The sequence below is a fragment of the Piscirickettsia salmonis LF-89 = ATCC VR-1361 genome, from assembly GCF_000297215.2.
In the GTDB taxonomy this organism is placed as follows: domain Bacteria; phylum Pseudomonadota; class Gammaproteobacteria; order Piscirickettsiales; family Piscirickettsiaceae; genus Piscirickettsia; species Piscirickettsia salmonis.
Genome location: NZ_AMFF02000197.1, coordinates 1 through 2708, shown reverse-complemented (window position 1 = coordinate 2708; position 2708 = coordinate 1). Strand labels below are relative to the sequence as shown.

3 protein-coding genes are annotated in these 2708 nt (G+C 32.3%); all 3 read left to right on the top strand.

The features are described 5' to 3' along the window. The coding region (locus C200_RS16250) for an IS30 family transposase (protein WP_211250936.1) at positions 1-224 on the top strand (224 nt) is incomplete at its 5' end. Positions 225-762: 538 nt separating this feature from the next. Then, positions 763-1017, top strand: a complete 255-nt coding sequence (locus C200_RS13275; RefSeq protein WP_016212044.1) for a hypothetical protein — start codon at positions 763-765, stop codon at positions 1015-1017. Positions 1018-1745: 728 nt separating this feature from the next. Further along, the coding region (locus tag C200_RS13270; protein WP_162180158.1) for an APC family permease at positions 1746-2708 on the top strand (963 nt) is incomplete at its 3' end.

Sequence of the window (2708 nt, the reverse complement as noted above, 5' to 3'; positions counted from 1 at the left end):
AAGCAGACTTTTACTTTGCTAGACCTTATCGTTCTTGTGATAGAGGTCTAAATGAGCACACAAATGGTTTGATAAGGCGTTTTCTACCTAAAGGGACAGATTTTAATGAAATTAGTGACAAAGAAATAGCAAAAATAGAGCATACATTGAACACCAGAAGAAGAGCGAGTTTGAATTATTGCTCACCTAATCATGTTTTTTTAGAGTATTTGATGGCGGCTTAGTATAGAGTAGTGTTGCACTTCAGATGACGGAGGGCGCTTTTAATTGTGCTCTGTGCTGATATATATGTTGCTAATATAGTGAAATGAGTTTTTCATTATTTTTCATCCAAGAATTATGAAAAAGCGATTTTAAAAAAATTTATATTATTATTGTGTAGTAAAATACTATTTTTTTTAATTGTAAAAATAATGATAATTCTTATGTTTCTATCAATATAGAGTTAATAAAATAAATGCTCTTGTGCTTTAAATAGTAATTTTATGTTTGTTGGATTTTAATGGCGTGTTTTATATTAAATTGATATTACACGCGCATTGATCTTCAATTTATTATTCTGTTTTTTTTGTTTTGTTTATGTTTCAGTGTAAAAGCAATGGGTGTTATACTTGGATGCTTAAAGAGCATTAAGATGAACTAGTTATAGGATTGAAGTGATATGTTAGAAATTAAAGTTAATATTAAAGTGTAAGCTGTTGCTAGTTGTGAAGAAGGCTTGAGTATTGATGGTATTTTGGGATAAAAGAAGGTATATCTCTAATGAATCATATTATTAGTTGCCCTTTTTGTGGGGTGAGTACAGAACATGAAATGTCCTATGGGCTACAATCTTACGTCTGTGAAGCGTGCCATAATTTAATCGCAGCAGGCATGGATGATTGTTGTTTATTTTTCTCTCATGATTTAGCTTGCTTGTGTCAAAGAGAAAATGAGAAAAAAATGGAGCGAGAAAGAGAAGAAAAGGAGGAAGAAGAAGCGTTATTATGCCCCTCTTTGCGCAAGTGGTCCAGTTAAGGATTTAATGGGAGTTATAGTTTATTAATAAAAGCCAACGCTGTTTGGCTAAATTTTTTTTAGCAAAAAAATAATATCTTTAAAATACCTTTAGAAAAATTAATTTTCATTTATTCTTATTTATTAATGAGTGAGCGGATCTAGGCTACTTGCTATAACGTAGGAGAGTTAGTCTAAAATAATTAGTTTTATTGATTTTTATAAGATTTAGTTAAATTAAATTGATAGTTTTATTTAGACTGCAATAGCATAAATTTAAGTTGATGTGTTTTATTTTATTGTTTTAAAAAGGTTTTTTATTAATAGTTTATATCAGACTGAGGTTATTAATCGATATATGCAGAGAGTATAATTAATTAAATTTTATTTAAAATCAAAAGAATAAGATCATTATTGTATTTGTTAACTTAATAATAAAACAATGAAAAATTACGGTTGTACTTAGTGCAGGCTTGTGATTTAATTGCGCTACTAACACCGATTTGAAATGTCAGTTTGCAGATATGAGGTTCCTCACACTGCTTTTGTATTACTTGTGTGTTTAATTCAAGTAGTGTTGAAGCAGCAGGTGGTTTTTGCTGGTTATTTTGAGACTTTAATTAAGTTTTTGTTATTTTTGAAGTTTTTTTATGAAATAACAATAATTTAGTTAAGATTATGAATTTAATATTTTTTTAAAGCTGGGGTTTTTATGGAGTGTTTGCTGTGTCTAGATTGAGGGTATGGCGATGTCGGGTAATCAAGCACTACAAGAGAATGTTGGCTTTTTAGGCGCTTTGGTTTTTGCAGTAAGTTTGGTATTAGGTAGTGGTGTATTAGTGCTTCCTGGTGTGATTTATCACTCTATCGGTGAGTTAGCTATATTTACTTGGCTTGCTGATGCCTTACTGATGGTCCCCTTGGTGATTATTTTCGCCTCCTTTGGCAGTAAATATCCAGGAAGTGGTGGTGTTGCTGGATTTATTGAGCAAGCATTTCCATATCTAAGTGGCGGCAGTGCTTATTTGCTATTAGGCCAGTGTAGTATATGCTTTGCTATTGTGGCGATCACTGGCATCCTTTATTCATTTGCTTTGCTATTGCCAAACTTTCATGCTTCACATATGTTGGTTGCAGGAATAAGTTTAGCATTAATGTTTATTGTTTTTTTTATTTCTTTTTTGGGTAATCATCGTGTCATTTGGCTGCAAAAGCTAATTATTATCCCATTATTGTTATTTTTATTAGTGCTTATTTTTTTGTCTATTAACCATCCTGATGCTGCTACTTCCTCTGTTACTTATTGGCCCAAGCATTTTGATACGGGATTGATAACACAAGGAATGATACTGGCTTTTTTTGCATTTGGTGGCTGGGAAAGCTTTGCTTCGATGACCGGGGAGATTAAAAAACCAGCACGTACGGTGCCTTTTGTTATTTTTGTTGGCTTTTTATTGACTGTCGGCTTGTATGTTGGACTTTCTATTGCGATTCAAAAAATATTTTTCGAGAAAAATATGATGACGGGAAGTTCTTTTTTATTAGATCTTGTACAAGTGAACCATTTAGGACAATTTAGTGTTGCAATTTGCTTTTTTATTGTATTTGTTGTGGTTATTTCGAACTTAAATGGAGTGATTTGGTCAGGTTCTCGTACTTTGGTGACGTTGGGCCAAAAAGGATGGGCTCCGGCATTCGCTGCGAGCCATGGA